Origin of the sequence: Treponema sp. OMZ 855 (assembly GCF_024181145.1) — a bacterium.
Classification (GTDB): Bacteria; Spirochaetota; Spirochaetia; order Treponematales; family Treponemataceae; genus Treponema.
In genome coordinates this window covers 552,103-571,115 of the sequence record NZ_CP051194.1, presented here as the reverse complement: position 1 = coordinate 571,115, position 19,013 = coordinate 552,103, and the positions used below count along the sequence as shown (strand labels likewise).

At 45.6% G+C, this 19,013-nt stretch carries 13 protein-coding genes; 5 read left to right on the top strand and 8 right to left on the bottom strand.

Going from position 1 to position 19,013, the window contains the following annotated elements:
* Window positions 1-159: 159 nt before the first annotated feature.
* The gene (locus E4N65_RS02685; protein ID WP_253673957.1) at window positions 160-5,967 is read right to left on the bottom strand and encodes a leucine-rich repeat protein; all 5,808 of its coding nucleotides are present in this window, start codon (window positions 5,965-5,967) and stop codon (window positions 160-162) included.
* A gap of 103 nt (window positions 5,968-6,070) precedes the next feature.
* The gene (locus E4N65_RS02680) at window positions 6,071-6,520 is read right to left on the bottom strand and encodes a metal-dependent transcriptional regulator (protein ID WP_044013531.1); all 450 of its coding nucleotides are present in this window, start codon (window positions 6,518-6,520) and stop codon (window positions 6,071-6,073) included.
* Window positions 6,521-6,814: 294 nt separating this feature from the next.
* Between E4N65_RS02680 and E4N65_RS02675 the strand changes: the two genes are divergently transcribed.
* The 4 genes from E4N65_RS02675 to E4N65_RS02660 all read left to right on the top strand — a co-directional run bounded on the left by E4N65_RS02675 (window position 6,815) and on the right by E4N65_RS02660 (window position 11,189).
* Window positions 6,815-8,290 (top strand): type I 3-dehydroquinate dehydratase, encoded by a 1,476-nt coding sequence (locus tag E4N65_RS02675; RefSeq protein ID WP_044013533.1) that lies wholly within the window; start codon window positions 6,815-6,817, stop codon window positions 8,288-8,290.
* A complete protein-coding gene (gene rpiA, locus E4N65_RS02670) occupies window positions 8,283-9,014 on the top strand; it encodes a ribose-5-phosphate isomerase RpiA (protein WP_044013536.1) in 732 nt (243 codons plus the stop codon). Before E4N65_RS02675 ends, rpiA begins: the two co-directional genes overlap by 8 nt.
* Window positions 9,015-9,358: 344 nt before the next feature.
* Window positions 9,359-10,075, top strand: coding sequence for a 5'-methylthioadenosine/adenosylhomocysteine nucleosidase (locus E4N65_RS02665; RefSeq protein ID WP_253673956.1), 717 nt, complete (start codon window positions 9,359-9,361; stop codon window positions 10,073-10,075).
* Between the two features lie 535 nt (window positions 10,076-10,610).
* Window positions 10,611-11,189, top strand: coding sequence for a hypothetical protein (locus E4N65_RS02660; protein WP_044013540.1), 579 nt, complete (start codon window positions 10,611-10,613; stop codon window positions 11,187-11,189).
* Window positions 11,190-11,299: 110 nt separating this feature from the next.
* On the opposite strand, the gene E4N65_RS02655 is transcribed toward E4N65_RS02660, so the two are convergent.
* The 6 genes from E4N65_RS02655 to E4N65_RS02630 form a co-directional block, all read right to left on the bottom strand.
* Entirely contained in the window at window positions 11,300-13,057 is a 1,758-nt protein-coding gene (locus E4N65_RS02655) for an ATP-binding protein (RefSeq protein WP_044013542.1), read from the bottom strand.
* A gap of 85 nt (window positions 13,058-13,142) precedes the next feature.
* Window positions 13,143-13,733: a YggT family protein gene (locus E4N65_RS02650; protein ID WP_044013544.1), complete on the bottom strand. Its 591-nt coding sequence runs from the start codon at window positions 13,731-13,733 to the stop codon at window positions 13,143-13,145.
* Window positions 13,734-13,892: 159 nt separating this feature from the next.
* Window positions 13,893-14,717 (bottom strand): EFR1 family ferrodoxin, encoded by an 825-nt coding sequence (locus E4N65_RS02645; RefSeq protein WP_044013546.1) that lies wholly within the window; start codon window positions 14,715-14,717, stop codon window positions 13,893-13,895.
* A 111-nt stretch (window positions 14,718-14,828) separates the two neighbouring features.
* On the bottom strand, window positions 14,829-16,172 hold the full coding sequence (locus tag E4N65_RS02640; RefSeq protein ID WP_253673954.1) for a butyryl-CoA:acetate CoA-transferase: 1,344 nt from the start codon (window positions 16,170-16,172) through the stop codon (window positions 14,829-14,831).
* Between the two features lie 8 nt (window positions 16,173-16,180).
* Entirely contained in the window at window positions 16,181-16,960 is a 780-nt protein-coding gene (locus E4N65_RS02635; protein WP_044013551.1) for a short-chain-enoyl-CoA hydratase, read from the bottom strand.
* Window positions 16,961-16,980: 20 nt separating this feature from the next.
* On the bottom strand, window positions 16,981-17,826 hold the full coding sequence (locus E4N65_RS02630) for a 3-hydroxyacyl-CoA dehydrogenase family protein (RefSeq protein WP_369792418.1): 846 nt from the start codon (window positions 17,824-17,826) through the stop codon (window positions 16,981-16,983).
* A 586-nt stretch (window positions 17,827-18,412) separates the two neighbouring features.
* Here E4N65_RS02630 and E4N65_RS02625 point away from each other — a divergent pair.
* Window positions 18,413-19,009, top strand: a complete 597-nt coding sequence (locus E4N65_RS02625) for a TetR/AcrR family transcriptional regulator (RefSeq protein WP_044013555.1) — start codon at window positions 18,413-18,415, stop codon at window positions 19,007-19,009.
* Window positions 19,010-19,013: the final 4 nt, after the last annotated feature.

Genomic DNA, 19,013 nt, shown 5'->3' with positions numbered 1-19,013 from the left:
AATTATTTTTGTAAGAGACGCCTTTTTAGTTGATGATGTTAATAGGGAATTTCACCGCCAAGGCGTAGGGGACGCTGTTGGGCAGTTGTACATCCCTGTACAACTGCCCAACCTTCGGTTGCGTTAATTACCGATTATCCATCGCTTTTACCCGTTTAATTAAGGTGTTATAGCCGAAAACTTCTCCTTCGTTGTTCCCATAGTGCCCGCATTATTCTTATAGATTGCAAGCTGGAGCAAAGGCACCTTTATTCCCCCGTTCGGCAAGGCGTCGCAGCCGCTAAAAGCGCCGTTAAAATTGACGCCGTAAGGGCAATTCATTTTTATGCTTTGTAATTTTTCACAGTATTGAAAACATCTTGTCATATCATAAACCCCTGAAGGAATATTGGGAACTGTAGTTAAACTTCTACAGTAACGAAAACATTCCATCATACTCGTAACGGTTGCAGGAATAGCGGGAACCGTAGTTAAATTTTCACACCCGTAAAAACAAGCTCGCATATCCGTAACGCCGGAAGGAAAGTTTTCCAAAGAGACAAGGTTTTCACACTGAGAAAAACAAGCGCTCATATCGGTAAGACCTGAAATACTGTTAGGCAGTTTAAGCGCAACTTTTTTAGAGGAGTTATTGTTTAGCAGAGCTCCGAGTGGTCCTGGATTCGGGGGTGATGCGTATGTACCCTTTAAGTCCGATGCGGTTATACCGGTTACTTCGATATAATTTACTTCGGTTGACGAAGCATTGGCAAGGAAGGCTGCCAACTTACCGTATGGTACTTCCGTATATCTGCCCTGTTTGAGACAGCCGTTTCCGCCGACCGTCCACGGCTGCGGGGTGCCGCTTACGATTTTCGGCGTTACGGCAAACTTATATGTCTCGTTCGCAAGGGTTACGCCCGTGCCGGCTGTAAGCACTTGTGTGGTCGTATTGTAGGCGGCAGGCGTAATGCGGGCAGCGATGCCGCCCGGCGGGGTTAAGGAGCCTGCAACGGTTATCTTTGCATCGGAGTTTAAATACACATCGTTGAATCTCTTCATGCCCGAGGGTACTTCTGAGGACGGTGTGATAACGGCGCTGTCTTTCATTGTAAATGTTGCGGTCGAGCCGGCTGCATACACGCCGCCGCCATAAAAGGACGGGGATCCGCTAATATCAGAATCGGAACTTTCCGCAGTACAGCCGGTAATGCTGCTGCTGCCGCTCATATTAAACGTTGAGTTCTCCATGTACACGCCGCCGCCTCGAGACTCTGGGGTGCCTGCATTGTGGTTAATTTCCGCTTTACAGCCGGTAATGCTGCCGCCTGTCATATCAAATGTTGCTCGGTTTTTTACGCATACACCACCGCCGAATGGAGAACCGGTGAATCCCCCCGATTCTACTTTACAGCCGGTAATGCTGCCGCCTTTCATTATAAAGTTTGCCGTGCCGGTGCTGCCATGCGCCACTTCAACGCACACACCGCCGCCGTCGACAAAGTAGGCAGAGCTTACCTTACAACCGGAAATGGTTCCGCCTTCCATTGTAAATGAAGCGGTGCCTCCGTCACGGGCACTGATATAAACTCCTCCGCCGGAGACACTTGCTTCGCTGCCTGAAATTTCGGCTCCGGTTTTCATTGTGAGCGTGCCGTTTTCAAGGTAGATACTGCCGCCGAAAGAGGAAGCAATCTCCGTTGTTTTATTGTTTTTAAGCGAACCGTTTAACGTGCAGTTTCCGCCTTCCATGTATACGCCGCCGCCGTTCTTTGCTTTGTTGCCCTCAAGGGTGCAGCCGTTTATGTTGACGGTTGAACCTTTTATAAATACTGCACCGCCGAAGCCGTTGTCGCTGTCGGTACCGGTTGCTTTGTTTGCGTCAGCTCCCGTGCCGCCGATGGTACCCCCGCTGATGGTTACGTTGGACGGGGTGCTGCCGTCCTTTTCTGCACAGATTGCACCGCCTGACTTTGCCTCGTTGCCCTTGAGGGTGCAGCCGTTTATATTGACGGTTGCACCCTTTGCGTAGATGGCACCGCCTGTGCCTGCTTCTCCCGTACCGTCAGCTATTCCGCCGGTAAGCGTCAGGTTTTGGATGGTGAGCGTTTTGCCGATTTCTACCTTAAAGATGCGGTGCTTCGGTTTGCCGCCGGTGTTTTTGTTTGCATCCAGTATGCCTATAGAAGTCTCGCTTTCGCCTTTTATCGTGAGGTTTTTGTTGATGGTGATGTCGCCCGAGTTGCCGGTAACGGTTGAGGTATCGGCTGTCGCTTGCACGGTTCCCCTTATGAAGATAGTTTCGCCTGCTGTCGCATTGTCAACCGCATCTTTCAGCGCCTTCCATGCCGAATTCGGGTATTTTGTGCCGTCTACAATGCCCATCAGCTTACCGGCGGCATCTACTTCCCAATACAGTATCTTACCGTCGCTCAATGTTTGCGGCGTTACCGTAAACTTGGTGTAATTTTGATTAGGTGATGTACCCGCTGTTATGCTGCCAGTCAGCACTTGCGTGGTCGGCAGGTATTTGTCGTTCGGCACCGTAATGCGCGCTACGGGGGGTGTGCCGGTCAAAGCCCCGTTAAGTTTTATCTTTGCAGTGGCGGTTGTATCTGCGGCCAAATAAACGTCGTTTTTATGAGCTTCTGCAGAAGGGGTAACGGTTGCAGAACCTTCCATCTCAAATGTTCCCTTGGCTACATACACGCCGCCGCCTTCGGCCGTTGCCGTATTGGAAGTAAAATCGGTGTTTTTCATAACCAGATTCGACCAGTTTACATAAACACCTCCCCCGTTTTGCGCTTTGTTTTCGGTTACACTGCTGTTTTCCAGTATGAGTTTTCCACAAACATTGCCACTACTCGAAGTGCGAAGTAATATACCGCCGCCGATAGTTGTAGATTCGTTTTTGGTAACAGTACAGTTTTTTAAAGTAATTGCATTGTTTGGGCCGTATGTTGCAAACACCATACCTGCTCCGCCTGCTGCACTGGTGCCGGTCAGTTTGTTTTTATGTAGAGTAACACGCGTTAAAACAACGGAATCGGCGGTTGTTGTTGCATTATGGTTTCCATACAAACAAAGCCCTGCTGCAGAAGATCCTGCGTCATTGTTTTTGATCATGACATCGGTTATCTTCACATTCATAAGGCAGTCCGATCCTTGAATAGACACTCCTCCGCCAAGCCCATAAGTAGTATCTAAGGCTTTACAGCTCGCAACCTCCGTATTTGCTATTACCAGTTTACGCTCATCGGTAGAAGTTGTACCAAACATGTTGCAATAAATGCCTCCGCCGCTATATTTTGCTTCACAGTTCGTAATAAGTACATTGCGTATTTCAAGCTCACCTTTCGAATAAATAGCGCCGCCTTTTCCGTTGGGATTAGAAGAGCCGCCGGGATCTGTTTCGTTATTTTTGCCGTTTTTCAGCGTCAGGTTTTCCAGCGTGAGCGTTTTGCCGTTTGCAACATTAAAGATGCGGTGTTTCGCTGTGGGGGCATTGGGATCGGTCGTAGTACTGTTTGCGTTCAGAATGTCCGAACCCGCTCCGGTTTTGCCCTTTATCGTAAGGTTTTTGTCGATGACGATTTCGCCCCAATTGGCATCTACACCTGCGGTGCCTTCGTTTGTCGCTTTAATTTCGCCGTTGATGGTGATAATACTACCGTTGGGGAAATTCTGCACGGCATTTTTCAGCTTTTGCCATGCAAGTGTATCCGAGCCGTTTATAACGGCGGATATCTTTTGCAATCTTCCGTCGCTCTTTATTGTCCATATATCCGTTGAACCGGCAGGCTGTGTTACGCTGAACCTTTTGTAGTTTTTCAGTGTACCTGATGTTATATCGCCCGTAAGTACTTGCGTACCTTCGCTGTAGGTTTCAGGCGTAATGCGGGCAACAATAGGATCTGTACTTGTCAAAGTACCGTCTACTTTAATCGAAGCACCGTTTGAAAGATACACGTCGTTTTTGCCCGGCGTGTTTGCGTTAGGTGCGATTGACGGGGTAATGACGGTTTTGCCTGTCAGTTTAAGTATTCCTCCGGCTTCGACATAAACCGCCCCGCCTTTTCCGTCGGCGGCATAGCCTCCTTCAAGCTTTATATCTCCAAGCGCAAGCTCCGTGTTGTTGCCGCTTACTTTGAAGATGCGCGCGTTGCCGCCTGCGTTTAAGGTGCGGACGGTAGTGGTCGACGATAGTAGTTCCAGTTTTTTGCCGCCCGTCACGGCTATTTCGGTATCAGCAGCGGAAGCAGCCAGGTCGGAACCGATGAAAATGTACAGGGAGGAGCTATAATCATACTGCTCCGGTCCCGTACCATTCTCGGGAGCGTTTTTTACAACGTTTTTAAGCTCGCTATAGGTGTTTAGGGTGCCAAACCCCTTAATATATACGGTAGTGTGCAGCCCTGGTATTCCGCCTCTTTCAGTCCATACTTCAAGTGGGTATACTGTACCGCCGATTACCGTTATTTCCGCCGGCGCCGATGGCGACTGTTCGGCGCCGCTGCCCAGTTTATACTTTACCGCAGTTCCTGCGGACGCACTCAGTTCAAGCTTGAAGTTTGAGAAGGGGGCGGTGTAAATAAGCAGTGGGTTTTCGGCGGTATACTGTCCGGCATCGGGAATGATGTCTTCCGTAACATAGGCTTTAGTACCTGCACTGATGCAGTGCAAAGAGGGATCGCTGTCGTTAAAATTCTGCTTCAGTTTAAGGACGGGAACTTCCTGCCATAACAATTTAACAAAAAAATCTTTTGAATCGCTGTCATCATAGCCGCTTAACTGCGCTTTCAGACTGATTTTGTAGAGCGCTTCGGTTCCGCTTGCGGCGAGTGCCGGTAAGTTTACTGCAGCGGTTGTTGTGCCGCTTACCGTTCCGCCGCTTCCGCTTAGCTGTTCCCAAGTACCATCGGCCTTTTTCTTATAGACTGTTCCCGTTATGGCGGTTCCGGTGAATGCAGCTTTTGCCGTCAATGTTTTGCCCTTTATGCCGGGGATTCCTTTTGGATTGCTGTCCGATGTTCCCGTTATTTCGGTCGAACCGTCAAACAATTGCACATTAGCAAGCTTATTTTTTTGGGTGCTTGCCCGTATCACTTCGGAACTTAAGCCTTGTTCGTCTTTTATGCACACCTCGTATGCTTTTTCAGGGCCGCCGACTTTTACATCGGTCTTTAAGCGGAGAAGCCCGTTCCCTGTAGGAAGTTCGGGATCGGTCGGTTTAAGTTTTTGTACCGCATCTGCCGCTAAAAGGTTTCCGTCCGGTGTAAAATCAGAACCTGTTACGTTCAAAGTAATAGGAGGACGTGATACGCCGCCTGCCGTAATGTTCATTGTGTTGATGTCTTTATGGACACTCTGACTGTCTATCATTTTATCCATGTCTTTTACGCGGAATATAAGCACATAAAAATGATTGCCGTCCGAATCAGCCGTTGCCGTTTTTCCGATTCCGGCGTACTCCAACGCAGGGGCGGTGTCAACTTTTAAATTTAAGCTAAACTTGCTACGGAATACTCGAGGATCATCAGTGATGAAGGTAATTTCAGGACTAATGTTACCGTTACCCCACTCGTGCGCTTTCAAAAAGGTCGATTTGTATTTAAGTTCCAGTTTATCGTTTGCGGTTTGTGTTAAAGTGTAGTCCGTACCATAGCCCGGCTGTTCATCCGGCTTAAACCCCGGAAAGCGGATAACCTTTCCTGCATAGGAAGAAGAGGAGTCAGGCATAACGAGCTGAAAGTTTTTCGGATTACGCAGGTTAATCGTAACCGTTACATCGCTTGTTGATGGTATACACAGAACACCGTCTTTATTTGTTGGGTACGGCTTTTGAAGCTGATCAATGCTATAGCCTGTTGCAGAAACCTCCGCCGCCCAATAACTCAAATATGTATCTATATTCGAGGTAAACTGCTCACAAGAGGTACATAAAAAAGTGAAAAAAATTCCGGTTAAAAGGGTAAAAACTTTGCGCATACGTTCCTCCGTTTTGAGGATAAGGGATTATTAAAACTGATAATAACCATTAACGAGATTATCTTTAGGGAAATAGCACAAAGTTCTAATATCTCTCTCTCCTCTATTTAATAAGACGGTCGTAAGAGTTTTGAACCCTTTGGGTTTTAGAGACCTTATCTTCCGGAGTCGGAGCCTTATCCAACTTATTCAGATACGCATAAAGCTTATCTGCCGTATCCTGACTGATTGCATGTTCCATTTCGCACGCTTCATGGTCAGCGATTTCTGCGTCCACACCCAATATATCGGTTAAGAACTTATACAGCGTGTTATGCCGTTCGCGAACATTTTTTGCAACGGCACAGCCTTTTTCGGTGAGGCGCACCAACCCATAAGGTTCATGTTCAACAAAGCCGGCCTCTTTTAACAGACCAAGGCGTTTATTTACACTTGCCCTCGAAACCATCAATAAATTAGCGATATCAATTGAACGGACAGCCTCGGTACCGTGTGATAAATCATAAATAACTTCCAAATAATCTTCTTGCGAAGCAGAAACTCTTGCTATCATACACTCATTATATACCCCTTTCACCTCGTTTGCAAGTTTTAATTTTCCCGATACCGACTTTCAGTAGCGGCACGGATGAAAAGATACTCTCCGTAAGCCTTTTGAAATAGACGCAGTAGATGCACCGTATATCTTTGAACCAACGCTTTTGAAAATAGTGATACCGGATACAAGGCGCGAACAAAAATAAAGCGGAGGCGTACTTGTTGTACGTCGAGCATTTATTTTTGTGCAGCAACGCCGTAGACGGTATGCATATTTTCAAAAGAAATCGCTTTGTGCTATACTGTTAACATGGTACCTAAAATATGTCTCGTATTGACGGAAAATACTATCGACAAAAATATTCAGTTAATTGAACGGTACCGTTCATGGATCGACATCGTTGAACTACGGGCAGACTTTCTTGACCCGCAGGAGTTGCTGTATATCCGCAGGTTTCCGAAGCTTGCCCGTATACCGGCTATTTTAACCATCCGCAGGTTTTTGGATGGCGGAGCATTCAAAGGCGGAGAAGGATCCCGTATTACCCTGTTTGCACGCGGGCTCTCCTTTGCGGATACCGAACCGCTGAATAATTTTGCATTTCTCGACCTGGAATCCGATGTGCAGGCATCGAGTTTGGAAGAAGCGGCACAAGCTTTTAATATCGGCATCATACGCAGCGTCCACAGCATCAAAGCACCGATCAAGGATATTGCCGCTAAAATACGGGATATTCGGCGGACGGATGAAGAGATTGTAAAAATTGCATATAAGGCCGATAACCTTGCGGATGTAACGGCGCTTTTCAAACATGCCCCGCAGTTTAACGGACAGAATATACTGATTGCGATGGGCAAATACGGTATCCCATCCCGTATTTTAGCGTCGAAGCTGCATTCTTCAATTGTATATACTATGCCGCGGGAATATATTGCACAGCATCATTTGGAACGGGAATTCATCGATCCTATTACGCTCAACGAGCTATATCACTTCCGCACAATAAACAGCGCAACGAGCATATACGGGGTTGTCGGTACAGATACGACAAGGAGCCTCAGCCCGGCTATTCACAATAAAGGCTTTGAACGAAAAGGAATCAACGCCGTCTATATCCCGATTTCCGCTGTAGACAGCAAGGAAGTTATTGCATTTGCCGATTACACCGGAATAGCAGGACTCTCGGTTACCCATCCATTTAAATTCGATATTATTCCTTTTTTGGATTCGATCGGGCCTGCTTCAACGGCATGCGGCGCAGTGAATACGGTACTATTTGACGGCGGTAAACGGCGGGGCTTTAATACCGATATCGATGGGTTTTCGCGGGCTTTGCAAGCATTTTTACACGTTCGGAGTCTTAGGTTTAAACATATCGCGATTATCGGTACCGGCGGAGCGGCTCATGCAGTTGCCAATGCCGTACATCTGCTGCATGGAAAAGCCTGTATCTTCGGCCGTTCTGCAGAAAAGGCGAAACAGCTGGCAGGGCGGTATAACTTCCGGTGGGCGGTGTCGGACTTGGCTTCCGTCCGTACACTTAAAAAATATTCCGACGTTATCATACAAGCAACCTCCGTCGGTATGCATGAAAATGAAGATCCGCTTGAATTTTACAGTTTCTCAGGCTCCGAAAAGGTATTTGACGTTATCTATACTCCCGAAAAAACCGCACTTTTAAAACGAGCCGAAGCTGCCGGCTGTGATATTTGCAACGGATACGATATGCTTCGGTATCAAGCTTATAAACAATTTGAACTATTTACAGGAGGTTCCTATGAGTAATACTATCAGTGTTGAAGATCAGAAGGTATTGGTAGCCCATACCGCTATCGATAAATTGGTTTCCGAAGGGCTCATCCATTCCGGTATGAAGATCGGTCTTGGAACCGGCTCTACCGCAATGCCTGCCGTAAAGCGTTTGGCCGAATATATTGCAAAAGGGAAGCTAAAAAATATCGCCGCCGTTCCCACCAGTTTTCAGACATCGATAGCGTGTGAAGAATTCAACATTCCGATTTTTTCCCTCAGTTCGGGACGAATCAACGGTTCGCTGGACTTAACAATTGACGGTGCAGATGAAATCGATTCCAAAAAAAATCTTATCAAAGGCGGCGGAGCGGCATTGCTGCGTGAAAAAATTATCGCGTATAACAGCGAACTGTTCGTTGTTATCGGCGATGAAACAAAGAGCGTCAAAACATTGGGCGTCAATTTTCCGCTCCCCATTGAGATTGTACCGGAAGCACGGCTCAGCATTATGAAAAAACTTGAATCTTACGGAGTCTCAATGATTATCCGCGATGGAATCCGGAAAAAAGGGCCGGTTATCACCGACAACGGAAACTTCATCATGGATATAAAATGGCCGGCCAATACAAAAATCAATCCTGCTAAATTGGAAAGTGAACTGAATGCCATACCGGGCATTATCGAAAACGGATTTTTTACCCAAAAACCTCCGCGCGTCTTTTTAAGCCGCTCAAACGGAACCGTCGAAGAATTCTAACGAGTGAGAGGATAAAAATCAGAGCAACCGTCCCGAAAGTTAAGCGGTTGCTTTCCTTTTGCACAAAATTTTGAAAAAATTTTGTGCAGGTTATATTATGAAGAAGGGGAAGCGCATCAGACCGATAGATAAAAATCGCGGAATAATGAGGCTGTGAGACCATTTGAACCTTCTTCAACTGTTGTACATCCGTGTACAACAGTTGAAGGCGAGTTTTGTGCATGCACAAAACATCGCTGCTGTAGGGAACCACTGCCATCCTTGGCAACTCTGGTTGAACAGCCTCATTATTCCGCGGGGATATTCGTAAAAATGTCTGATGCGCTTCCCCAGAAGGAAGAGAGATGAGAATAGGGATTTTTGCGGCGGAACAGCAAGAGATAGAAAATATCCAGCACAGTCTGCAAGGACGGAAAATCGAAAGAGCCAGACTCGCGTTTTATGAAGCGGGCTATGGTAAGCATACGGTTATCAGCGTATGCGGCGGCATCGGTAAAGTGAATGCAGCAATTTGTACGCAAGTGTTGATTTCGGAATTTCACGCGGAAGTGATTATCAACACCGGTACTGCCGGAGGCTTAAACGATTCGCTGCATGTATTCGATTTGGTGGTCTCGATCGATGCAGTACAGCATGATGTGGATGTGTCGGTTTTCGGCTATGCAAAAGGACAGATCGCCGGAACCCCCTCTCCGTTTTGGAAGGCTGACGACGGTCTGCGCGCCGCTTTCATGAAAACCTTTACACAGCTGAAAAATGACCATACGGAAGATTTTGCAAATACCGACAGCATGATTGCCGGACGCATCGCTTCGGGAGACCATTTTATTGTAAACCCCGCGGTAAAGCAAGAAATTATCTCGACGTTTCATGCCGACTGTGTCGAAATGGAAGGCGCTGCGGTTGCTCAAACCTGCGTAATGAACGCTGTCCCCTTTGTGATATTGCGCTGTATTTCCGACAATGCGGGGGAGCCTGCCGCAATCTCATATCAGCAATTTTCAAAAGAGGCCTCACGTATTTCGGCGATGTTGGTGTTGCATACGATTGCCCTCCTATAACTTTTGAAAATATACGGCACATCTACTGCGTCACTCGTTCAGCGAAGCACATCCATGTACTTCGCTGAACACAAGTTTGACCGGTGTCAAACTTGCTTCTGCTTAATACGAGCGGCATCCATGCCGCCGCTCAACGTATCAAAACTGCCAAGGAGGGCAGTGGTTTCAAGCAGAAGCAAGTTTGCTCTTGCAAACTTGTAGCCCAAAAATGAACAGGGATGTTCATTTTTGGGCGTGCCTGCGGTACTTTTTTACCGTATTCCTTGTATCTACATCGTCTATTTTCAAAAGCGCTGGCTATGCAGAACCGCCCACGGATGGCGGTGGTTCTAATCAGCAGCGTGTTTGCCTTGCAAACACGTAGGTAAAAAATGTACAGGGAAGTACATTTTTTACCGTGCCTCCGCTTTATTTTTGTTCGCGCCTTGTATCTGCACCGTATATTTCAAAAGGAAGCGTTGCAGTTTATCAAAAAATGGAATATACTTTTGTAGTATGCTGCATCTACAAGGGCATATAATTTGGAGGAACAGGTATGGCAACAGTTAAAGCGATGGATCTTTTTGAAGCGTATGCAAAACAGAAACTACCGATGGATCAAGGATATATTGTTTCATCGTTCTTTAAAGAAGATTCTGCATACAGTATTTACGAGATCGTTTCCTATGCGACCCTAAAGGATATTTACCTAACCAGCAACGGATTAACTTTTCAAACAAACGGAAAAAAGCTTTTTCTGTTTGTTGAGCCCGAAAACTATCCGCATAAATCTATGGAACCCTATTGCCGTGAACGTGACTTTCAGGTACCGTTGCGATTTAAAGATTCAAATATCATCACTGCAAAGAATCAATCAAAGATTATTTTCAGCAAGGATCCGCAAGAAGCGCTGTCGGCATTTACTGTCGTAAAGCCAACTGGTATAAACTTTGCTTTCCTGTTTTACCCGCTTCCGGATGTATTCCAGTCCATCGAACTGTTCTTTGAACAGACATTGAATAAGGAAGCCGGAATTCCGGTTCGTGATGCAAAAAATGCTGCAAAAGAATTTGCGCTTTTAGGCTCCAAGGTTCTGACATGGCCGAATTTGGAAGAGCAAAACGCAGGTAAATAATCGGTTGTCTCTGAATAATTAGGTATAGAGCCGGAAACGGCTGCGTAATTGAAACCGCATCCCAAACCGCTCTGAGCACGCTATTCGCTATTTGAATAGACCGGAGCGGTTTATTTTTCTCCAAGTAGTTGTTTTAATTCCTGTATCTCTGCAACCAGTTCCGAACGCTGAATTTTCTGATACTTCTTAGGCAACATTTCTTTACTGGTACATTCGAGTACGGCGACCAAATTCTGTAATTCAATATCATAGGGATATGAAGGCGGAATAAAATCGTCGATAGTTTGTTCAATGTCTTCCGTCGTCAGCATCGTGCGGTTGTCGGCGGTTGCGTTCATTTTTGATCTAACCAAAATAGCCTCAATGTCCGCACCCGATACGGGAAATTTCAGTTTTTTATTGACGACATTCGAAAACGAAATATCTTTTGTTTTAATCTTCAACTTCCGTTGCAGCGTTTCAAAAATTTCAACCTTTTCCTCTAACGTTTCGGGATAAAAAAGCGCCAAATGCTCCTCCGCTCTTCCCTGCCGTTTTAAGTCTATCGGCAACAAATCGGGACGGCTCGTAATCAAAAACCAGATGATTTTTCCGCGGTAGTCGGTATTGCCCATAAAATTTGCAATTTGCGCAAAGACGCGGGAGGAACCGGCACCATCCTGCATTTTACGGTTTCCTAAAACAGCGTCGGCTTCGTCGATCATTACGGCAACGGGCGCCATTGCCCGCAGAATATTCAGCACTTTTTCTAAATTAGATTCTGTTGTTCCTTGCCATTGCGTATGAAAATTTTTAAGTCGTACCATCGGAATACCGATCTCTCCGGCAAATGCCGAAACAAGGAAGGACTTACCCGTACCGATCGGCCCGGAAATTAAATACCCCATCGGGAGTACATCGGTTCTTCCCTGTTTAAGCGCCTTGGCCATCGACTTAAAGCGCTTTTTTACAAATTCATGTCCTGCAATAAAGGAGAGGTCATGCTCCGTTTCCAAAAATTCCAGCAAACCTCCCGCTTCGTTTTCGATAATCTCTTGCTTTTTTTTGCGGAGATATTCAAACGTAATCGGTACGTCTTCGTTATACGACTCTTTTGCCAGCTGATTAAGGTTTAATAAATTTAATCCCGACGTCAGTTTTCCCACCCGTTCCGCGTTGAGGAGCCGCTCCAACAACAGTTCTTCCTTATTCTGCAAATACGTTAAAAAATGGATACGAATTGCTTCCGATGGGAGCGGGATGGCAACTTTTACTGTTGAGGGAGAGGCGACAAGCCGTGAGTTCACATCGGCAAGGTTCTCGGTCAGCATGACGATCGAAATATCTTCATTGGTAAACTGAGGATCGTGCGACCAGCGGTTCAGGGTAACCAAGCAGTAACGGTCAACCGCATCGAGGTTTCCAATCTCCTCCGCAGGAATAACCGTTTCAGCATAATCGATAATAAGCACCATTCTGCGGCCGCTGCCCATATTGAGTGTAAAATAGCGTTCAAGATACGCAAAGGCTTTGACGGGATCGCGGGAATAAAAATCTTCGACGGGAACTTCGGGGTACCGGCTGTGCATCGTCGCAATATAGGCTTGCTCCATCTCTTGCATACAAAAAGACACGCCGCTTGATTTATCGTAAAACACGATAATATCTTTATTGCCGAAAATAACTTCCGAAATATAGTCCCATATCTTTACAAAAACAAAATGAGCGCTTGCCCGATGGTTGTGCGGTAAAAAGTCGCGGATATTGCCGTGCACAAAATAAAGGTTGACCGTTTCGGTACAATATTTGGTTGCGAGCTCCTGTGCCCACGGCGGTAAATCGTGGATAAGCTCGCTATTGTATTTTATCAGTTTTTTTCCCGAAGACAATTTCCCATCCCCCCTCTTCTATAATACCATATACAAAAACCGGTAAAAATACAATAGAAAAGGGAGGCTATGCGTATAGGAGTTCTTAGATGATTCTTATCACTTTAAATTGAAATAACAGAGAACCGACAAAAAGGCCAAGTACAATACGGAGTAACAGGATAATAAGAATCGTCAATATGAGCCGAGTACGATACTGCAGCGGTTTTTGCGGGAGAAAACCGGTAACCTTTGCAATAACGGGACTTAAAAATCTATCTAAATTATACCAAAACGGAGAACTGCTTGACGAACCGAAGAGATCGTACATCAACCGGACAGTCAAAAAGATGATCAGCAAGTTCAGCATAAAACCGATAAACGACCATACCAGTTCTATGATACTGACACAGAGCCCCCAAAGCGAAATGGTACCGGTGGTTAGAAGGGATGTGATAAGCTGCGCCGCAATGGACAAGATACCGAGCGACAAAACAGGAGAAAAATCAACCATACCGATGCGGGTAAATCCGAACCGTCTGAACCAATTCAAATAAGGATCACAAATGGATGACAACATCCGCCCGAAAGACGAATAGGCTGCAGAGGGAACCCACGACAGCAAAATCTTAATAAAACATAAAAAGAGATAGACATTGATCAGCTGCCTAACAGTTAATAATAACGAACGCACCATAGCAGGCTCCTCATATTAATCGGCAAATTTTACCGATTGCATTTCCGTATAACATACTGATTAAAATGCAAACCGTAAAGCCCCTCATCATTTTGGTGTTCTTGCTTCTGACCGTTAGACCGATGGATAGTATGATAGCCTTTCAACGGCAGTATGATATTACGCAAAGCATTGCGAAATAGCTGTGCGTGCGTAGTTTTGTTCCAGCATTGCTTTATGCGATAGGAACAGCGGGTCGTCGAATGATTTTGCTTCTGTGTGGCAATGCACAATACAGGCTTGGCATTTTATGCAAATGCCGGGAACTAACGAAACGTCGTTTTTGTCGATGGAGCCCATCGGGCATACGGCCGCGCAAACGCCGCAGTTGTCGCATTTTGCTTTATCGGTAATCGGTTTTGCCTTTAAAAAATTAACCGGCTTTCCATCGGTGCCGAGCGGAACATAATAGGCAGTGAGCGACTCGTTTCTTTTTATCTTGGAATTGGCGAGGGGCTTTCCGGAATTTTGCAGCTTTTTAACCACCTCTTCGGCAAAAACAGTTAGCAGTGCCTCATCGGCATCATCCGGCCGCCCAATGCCTATTTCTGCAAACGCATGTTTGCAGACTATCGCACCGGCTCCGATTACCGAAAAATTATTCTTTTCCAACTCCATGTGAAGCTCGCTCAAAGAATTGTCAAAACTGCGGTTTCCAAAAGTAACCACCGCTATTGCACGTGTTTGATTCCCCTTGAACAGGTTTTGCACAAAGGGCAATACCTTATTCGGAATGCGTCCTGCGTAGGTCGGCACACCGAAGACAACCAAATCCTCAGGTGAATATGTCCTGGTTTCGATATGGGCAGCCGGCAGCGTAAAGTCATCAACTTCAACCGGAATATTCAGCTTTTGTGAAAACTGCGAAGCCAGCTGTTCAACTACCCGCTTGGTATTGCCGGTGGGGCTAAAAAAGACCGCTTTTATATTTTTAATTGATTGCATACTCTTTTCCCTTATAGAGGATATATCGAGAACAAACGCATTGGAGACAAGAGCCTCATGCGTTTGTTCTTCAGTTGAAAAAGCTGTGCGGAATTCCGCGCAGGAGAAAAGCTATCGTTTATTGGAGCGCTTCCAGATATGGAGCTTTTCCGCTTCGGCAATAAGCGAATCTCTAAAATCGGGGTGCGCGACCGAAATCAAGGCTTCTGCCCGCTGCCATGTCGATAAGCCCTTTAAGTTGACCTTTCCGTATTCGGTAACGAACCAATGGACATTAGTTCTTGTGTCCGTAACGACGGACCCCGGCGCAAGCGTCGGGCGGATACGGGAGGTAAGTGCCCCGTTTTTATCCTTAAAGGTGGATGAACAGCAGATAAAGCTTTTTCCACCCTTGGATAAATACGCGCCCAATACGAAGTCGAGCTGTCCGCCCGCGCCTGAAATATGCTTGGTTCCCGACGTTTCGGCATTCACTTGACCGAACAGGTCGATATCTACTGCATTGTTGATGGACATAAAGTTATCGATTTGAGCAATCACCCGCGCGTCGTTTGTGTAAGAGACCGGTGCGCCCATACATACGGGGTTGTTATGCACATAGTCATAGAGCTTTTTTGTCCCTGCGGCAAAGGCGAATACCTGTCGCCCCGTATCGATTGCTTTCTTTGCGCCGGTGATTTTTCCCGCTTTGGCAATATCGACAAAGGCATCGACATACATTTCCGTGTGTACGCCGAGGTCTTTTAAATCGGACTTTGCAATCATCGCGCCGAGCGTATTAGGCATACCGCCGATACCGAGCTGCAAACATGCTCCATTCGGAATTTCTTCGATGATGAGCTTTGCGACAGCCTTATCGACTTCGGTCGGTTCACCTTTATCGACAAGTTCATCTATCGGCGGATTACTGCCTTCGATAATCATATCGACATCGGAAATGTGAATCTTATCATCGACGCCGTTTATGCAGTTCGGCATATTGGTATTGACTTCTACAATGACGATGTCCGCACAATCCGTAACTGCTTTGAGGTGCGAGGCATTCAATCCGAAATTGAAAAAGCCGTCTTTATCCATTGGCGCCGTTTGAAAAACCGATACGTTAAGGTGCTTAATATTTTCGTAATACCAGCGCGGCAATTCCGAATAGCGGAGCGGTATATAAAAACCGAATCCAGCAGCGATGGTTTTACGTTCATACCCCGACATGTGCCAAGAATTCCACGTAAGGTGAGCCGCAGGAGCTTTTATTTTAAAGATTTCCGGTTCCCGCAGTACCACACCACCTCGAATATTGACGTCTTCAAGCTCAGGCAGCCGCGCGGCAAATGCCTTATCGAATGCAACAGGGGTGTTATTGCCCCATCCGTAATCGAGCCAATCGCCCGACTTGACTACCTGTGCAGCTTTTTCTGCTGTAGTCAGCTTTTGTTTGTATAACGAACTGTAATCCATGACCATTCCTAGCGGTTATTGAACTTTTCGATTTTTTCTTTTTTGACAAAAGCGTTCATAGCCATTTTTTGGTCTTCCGTTGTAAAGCATTGAGCAAATTCTTCCGTTTCAACGGCAACTGCTTTGTCGATGCTTACCTGCAAGCCTTTATTGATGGCTGCTTTTGCCTGTTTTATTGCAAAGGGAGCTTTTTGGCAAATAGTTTGCGCCATGGCGAGCGTTTCCTGCATTAAGGCTTCCGGTTTTGTTACTTTATTAACAAGACCGATTGCGAGCGCTTCCTCTGCTTTTATCGTGCGGCAGGTGTAGATCAGCTCTTTTGCGCGTCCGGCGCCAACAAGCCGGGCCAACCGTTGCGTCCCGCCGAATCCCGGTGTAATACCCAAACCTGTTTCAGGTTGGGCAAAACGGGCGGTTTCCGAAGCAATACGGATATCGCATGCCATCGCAAGCTCGCAGCCGCCGCCCAAAGCAAAGCCGTTTACGGCAGCGATGACGGGACAATGGAAGTTTTCTATACGGAAAAACACCTTGTTCCCAAAGGCGCCGTATTCTGCTGCCTGTGCCTTATTTTTATCTTTCATTTCCGAAATATCGGCACCCGCTACAAAGCTTTTTTCGCCCGCTCCGGTAAGAATCACCGCGTAAATATTTTCAGCTTTTTCAACCTCATCCAATGCATGATTAAGGTCGGTCAACACCTCGGTGCTGAGCGCATTTAAAACCTGCGGTTTATTAATGGTAATAGTTGCAATATGTCCATCTATATGAAACAATACCGTATTCATCTGTCACACCTCCTCCGCTTTTACTTTGAATAGTCGTAAAAACCTTTTCCGGTTTTGCGTCCGAGTAATCCGCCGCGTACCATTTTACGGATAAGCGTACAGCAGCGATATTTGCTGTCTCCCGTTTCACGGTACAATACGTCCATAATAGCCAATACAACATCAAGACCGACTAAATCACCGAGCGCAAGCGGCCCCATCGGATGATTTGCACCGAGCTGCATTGCCGTATCGATATGTTCGGCAGTCGCAATACCTTCCTGCAGAATAAAAGCAGCTTCGTTAATCATGGGGATAAGAATCCGGTTGACAACAAAGCCGGGGCCTTCGTGTACCTCAACCGGTGTTTTTCCTAAACTCTTAGCGGTTTCTATAATAGTATTTTTTACTTCATCAGGCGTATTGATTCCTGAAATCACTTCTACCAACTTCATTCTATCGGCAGGGTTAAAGAAGTGCATCCCGATAACGGGGTGTTTAATGCCCTTTGCAATTTCGGTAACGGACAGAGACGAGGTATTTGTTGCAAAAATGGTAGCTTCTTTGCAAATACCGTCCAGTTCGGTAAAAAGCGTTTTTTTCGCTTCGCTGGTTTCCAGTATGGCTTCGATAATTAAATCGCAGTCGGCCAAATCTTTGTATGAACCGGTCTTTAAATTTCCCTTTATGGCAGCGACCGCTTCCGCCGTTATTTTGCCTTTTGCTGCCAATTTATCGTAATTTGCTACGATTTTATCTATTCCCGATTGCGCCCATTCGATTTTTATGTCGCATACCGTAACCTGATACCCATTTGAAGCAAATGATGTGGCAATCCCCTGCCCCATCGTGCCTGCGCCTACAACACCGATTTTCTTCATAACTATGGCTCCTATATAGACCATTTTGTAAAACCTACTGCCCGAAAAGGGATTGACGGACAGTACCCGCCGGCAACGCCGGTGAAAAATGTCTCATAGACATCTCGAAAAACTCAGTCGTTTTTTCAGGAATGCCTGACTTTAAAAACAAAGATAGCATATCACAAAAAACGCCTAGGATAAAGCCCTGAAATGAGATTGTATATTTATCAGATGGGGTATATCAAAAAGGCAAGTCGCTTTTAAGGCAGCACGTTTTCAATACAGGCTTTACCGCTATTGCGGCTGACGCAGCCTTGCGGTTAAATAGATAGGTTCAGTGGGAATCTTTAATTCGGTGCATGAACCTTTGAGCATTACGTAAACATCCATGGATTTTGAACCTTTTTGTCAATCAGAACGTTTTTAGTCAAAATCCCTCCATTGTACTTTTTAGGTGCAATGTTTAAAAATATTCTGTTATTGCATATTTTCCCCACCGTATTACTATCAGTGAATATAAAACAAGATATTCATTGACACAAAGCCTTCATTTTGCTATATTGGCAATGAATATTATACAAGATATTCACACATACAAAAAAGGATTACTATGCCGAAAGCTTTTACCGAAGAAGAACGCATAAAAATAAAAGAAACGCTTATGGAAACCGCGCTCAATTTATTTCACGATAAAGGAACAAAATCCTTGAGCATAGCGGAATTGACCAAACGGGTCGGTATTGCGCAAGGGAGTTTTTATAATTTTTGGAAGGATAAAGACGCTCTCATTATAGAACTCATTGTGTACCGCGCAAATCAAAAACTACGCACTATTGAAAAAAAGTTTTCAACTTCGCTTACCAATCCGGCAGCATTTCTTACGGATATGATATACAAATCTTCGATTGATCTTATGACAAAAATTCAAAGCCAGCCTATTTATCAGGATGCGTTTAAGCTATTTGAAGCAAAGGGGCAAAATGAGGCACATAAAATTGAAATACTGTATCAAGATTTTTTAGCAAAGCTGATACGATATTGGGAACAGCACGGAGCAATTACGCGGGTAGATCAAAAAGGGCTGATGAGCGCATTTATCGGAAGTGCGGTTTTGTGTTCTCAATGCTATCAGTTTGATGCAGCCTATTTTAACGAAATCTTACGAATATTTATATCTGTAATCGTAAATAAATATATAGAAGTATGAATGT